The organism is Spiroplasma endosymbiont of Megaselia nigra (assembly GCF_003987485.1).
Lineage (GTDB): Bacteria > Bacillota_I > Bacilli_A > Mycoplasmatales > Mycoplasmataceae > Spiroplasma.
Window position 1 is genome coordinate 1 of record NZ_RCOO01000137.1, and the last position, 3,156, is coordinate 3,156.

At 25.2% G+C, this 3,156-nt stretch carries 6 protein-coding genes; all 6 read left to right on the forward strand.

Features of this window, described 5'->3' with window-relative positions; genetic code table 4:
• Positions 1-334: 334 nt before the first annotated feature.
• Positions 335-619 carry a hypothetical protein gene (locus D9R21_RS05310; protein ID WP_126821390.1) on the forward strand — a complete coding sequence of 95 codons (285 nt, stop codon included), beginning with the start codon at positions 335-337 and terminating at the stop codon, positions 617-619.
• Positions 574-828 (forward strand): hypothetical protein, encoded by a 255-nt coding sequence (locus D9R21_RS05315; protein WP_126821391.1) that lies wholly within the window; start codon positions 574-576, stop codon positions 826-828. The genes D9R21_RS05310 and D9R21_RS05315 overlap by 46 nt, the downstream gene beginning before the upstream one ends.
• A 217-nt stretch (positions 829-1,045) precedes the next feature.
• A complete protein-coding gene (locus tag D9R21_RS05320; protein ID WP_126821392.1) occupies positions 1,046-1,444 on the forward strand; it encodes a hypothetical protein in 399 nt (132 codons plus the stop codon).
• Between the two features lie 11 nt (positions 1,445-1,455).
• Positions 1,456-1,914, forward strand: coding sequence for a hypothetical protein (locus D9R21_RS05325; RefSeq protein ID WP_126821393.1), 459 nt, complete (start codon positions 1,456-1,458; stop codon positions 1,912-1,914).
• A 17-nt stretch (positions 1,915-1,931) separates the two neighbouring features.
• Positions 1,932-2,312, forward strand: coding sequence for a hypothetical protein (locus D9R21_RS05330; RefSeq protein WP_126821394.1), 381 nt, complete (start codon positions 1,932-1,934; stop codon positions 2,310-2,312).
• A 7-nt stretch (positions 2,313-2,319) separates the two neighbouring features.
• Positions 2,320-3,156 (forward strand): hypothetical protein (locus tag D9R21_RS05335; RefSeq protein ID WP_158613919.1); only part of this gene is annotated, 837 nt, incomplete at its 3' end.

Genomic DNA, 3,156 nt, shown 5'->3' on the forward strand with positions numbered 1-3,156 from the left:
ATATTTTTTCGGTTTAACAACTAATAATATCATTTTTAATAAAGGTACTATCTGATGAATAATGCAATCTAAAACTTAATATTTTGATGCTTAAAGATGTCTAGGGATGGATGAAGCGTAATTAATAACTGGGTAAACTGTTTTTTTTGTTTATTTCCGTATGGGGGTAAACTCTATCAAAATATCCTATCTGCCCCCGCTCACCTTCAAAGTGAAGCGGGCGGCGAAGTAATTAAATACTAAAATAAATTATTTACTAAATATCAAAATATTAACCAATAAAGGATTTTTCTGTTTATTTAAAAAGATAAATAAAAAGAAGGGAAAAAATATTATGCAAGAATATAAAAGTAAATATATCAATAAAACTTGAAATGAAATAACAACTTCATTTGCTTGAATTAATTGTAAACCTGTTGATTGTCGTATTTCACATCATAAAAAGCATTATGATTTGCAATGTTTAGAATGAGCAAAAATGTACTTAATTTTATTTGAAAACAAGTGAGATATTATTGCTTCTTATATGCAACATTACAAAATTAACGATATTTTAGATTTAGCATCAGATGGATGAAAGATATTACAAATTGACAAAAAAATAAAACAAATAAATTAAAATATATTATTGCAATTGACCCCGCCGGAAGTGGAAAAACCGGTATTATTATTTATAATGTTTTACAAAAGAAAATAATTAATAATATTACTTTTCATTCTACCTCTGAAGAAAAAGCAATAAATAATATTTACTTAATATTAAATGAATTTAAAAATAAAATTTGTTCTTATTTAAATAAAGTTATTGTAATAATTGAAGATTATTAACTGCATAAGGGATTAAAAATAACAAACCCACTATCTACTCCTAAATTAATCGGTGGTTTAAAGGTTTTATGTAAATATCTATTTAATTTAAATTATATTTTACAATCGCCAGTTGTTAAGAAAAATTATATTTATAAAGGAAATATTAAAATGACAGAGCATGAACACGATGCATGAAAACATTTACAATATTTTATAACAAAAGGAGTTGATAAAAATGACACAAACAAAAAGTAATTTATCTAAAAAATCAATAACCAATAAACCTAAAATAAAAAATAAAAGAGTTAACAAATTAGAACTAACTGTTAGATTACATGAAAATCCAATTAAAACTAAAATTAAGGCACTTGTTGCTGGTGGGGTTGAAGTTGATGCTTGCTCTGCTAAATGTCAATGAGAGGGATTGAATTATTCAACATTATCAATATATAATCCACCAATTGTATCTGAGTTTTTAAAATTAAAAAAATATGATGAGATAAAAATTAAAGGATCAGTATTTAATCAACTAAACTTAAAAACTAAACGCTATTTTTTATCTTTTCGAGTGGATAGTTTTGAAATTATCCAAAAGGCAATTAGAAAAAGAACAAATATAAATATTAAAAAATAGGAGGAAAAACAATGACATTAAAAAATGTAAAATATGTTCTTATTGATGAAAATAATGAACCTATTAAAAATGAAGATGGTAGTTTAGATATTAAAACTGCTGAAATTATTTTAGAAAATACTGCTGAAGTTGAAGAATTTAATGCAAGTAATTTAGAAAATAGCAATCAACAAATCAATGAATTACAAACAAAAAACACTGAATTAATTTCACAATTAGAACAACAAACCATGCAATTAAAACAAATTGAAATTAATAATTTTAATAATTCTTTAACTGATAATGAAGAATTTAAAAATGTCTTATTAAAATCTTATGATATTACTGATGATATTGAAGTAATTAAAACACATTTACAAAGTGTTTATGATGAATTAATTAAGGTACAAATCGTTAATACCGGTGGTGTGCCAAAAACAGATAACAAAGAAAACAATATTTTAGATACAGACAATGTATTTAATAAATAAGAAAGAAGGAGATAATTATGGCACAAAATCCACAAAGAATATTTGGAGATATTGTTAATCAAGCAACAAAAAATGATCGTGAATCATTTGATCAATGATATTTGCAAACTTATCAACAAAAATTTAGTTGAGAAGCATTATTTGCGTGAAAAGAAGCAAATAATTTTGGTTTAACATATAAAAGAAAGAAAAATATTAAATACAATGAAGGTTTAGGAAAAGATGGTCAAGTATTTAATACCGATGATAATCTTCTAAAATATTCAACTGTTGAATTTGATGATGGGGTTGTTGAATTAGATACAATTTTAACTTTTGCTCGTAAATTAGATCCTATAGAAAGTGATTTTAATCCTAATCTTTGGGCTGCTGATATTGAACAAGCAATGGATAGTTAATGCTTTATTGCGTGGACCTTTATATAATGAATATGCAAGTATTATGCAATATGCAACAGCAACCGCAGAACAAGTTGCTTGATTATCTAATGCAGGACAAGCATTATATAATTTAACTCATCGTGTGGTATGACAAGATGATTATTCATTGCCAAATGGTGGGACAACTCAAACAATGGGATTAACAAGAATTCCAGTTCCTATTGATAAAAGATTTAATTTAAAATTAATGAATGAAGCATTTGATTTGGCATTAATAGAACAAAATATTAAAAATGGTGTTATTGCTGATGCTATTTCTAGTGTTGTACAAAATAAATTTGTTAATTTAGAATGTGAATTAATTCAGGCTATTTATGATTATTGTTTAGCAGATGGTCAATATGAAGTAATTCCATTTCGTAGTTATACAGCAGAAAATGCTGATGATGCAAATAAAGCATTCTTTAAATTAAATGAAACTTTGATTGAATTAACAAATCAAATTAGTAATTTATATTTTGGTTTGCCAACCGATAAAATGTTTATGGTTTTAGGTCGAAGAACATATTTAGGATTAACACCTGCTTATTTAAAAGTAATTGGTTCACAAGCCCAATTAAAAGCGATGGTTAATGGTGAATTATATGAAAATACTGCAATGGGTATTCCTGTATCAAAAAGTTTTCATTTAGAAAAAACATATACAAAAGGACAAGTTAACCGTGATAAAGGTTATAATTTTAATAATGTAAATGGTTTAATAATTAATAAACAAGTATGAGCATATCCAATTAATATGGATACTATTCAACAAGTTTTAGATAATGATACTGCTAACCCTAAATGAATTGGCAAAGTTCAA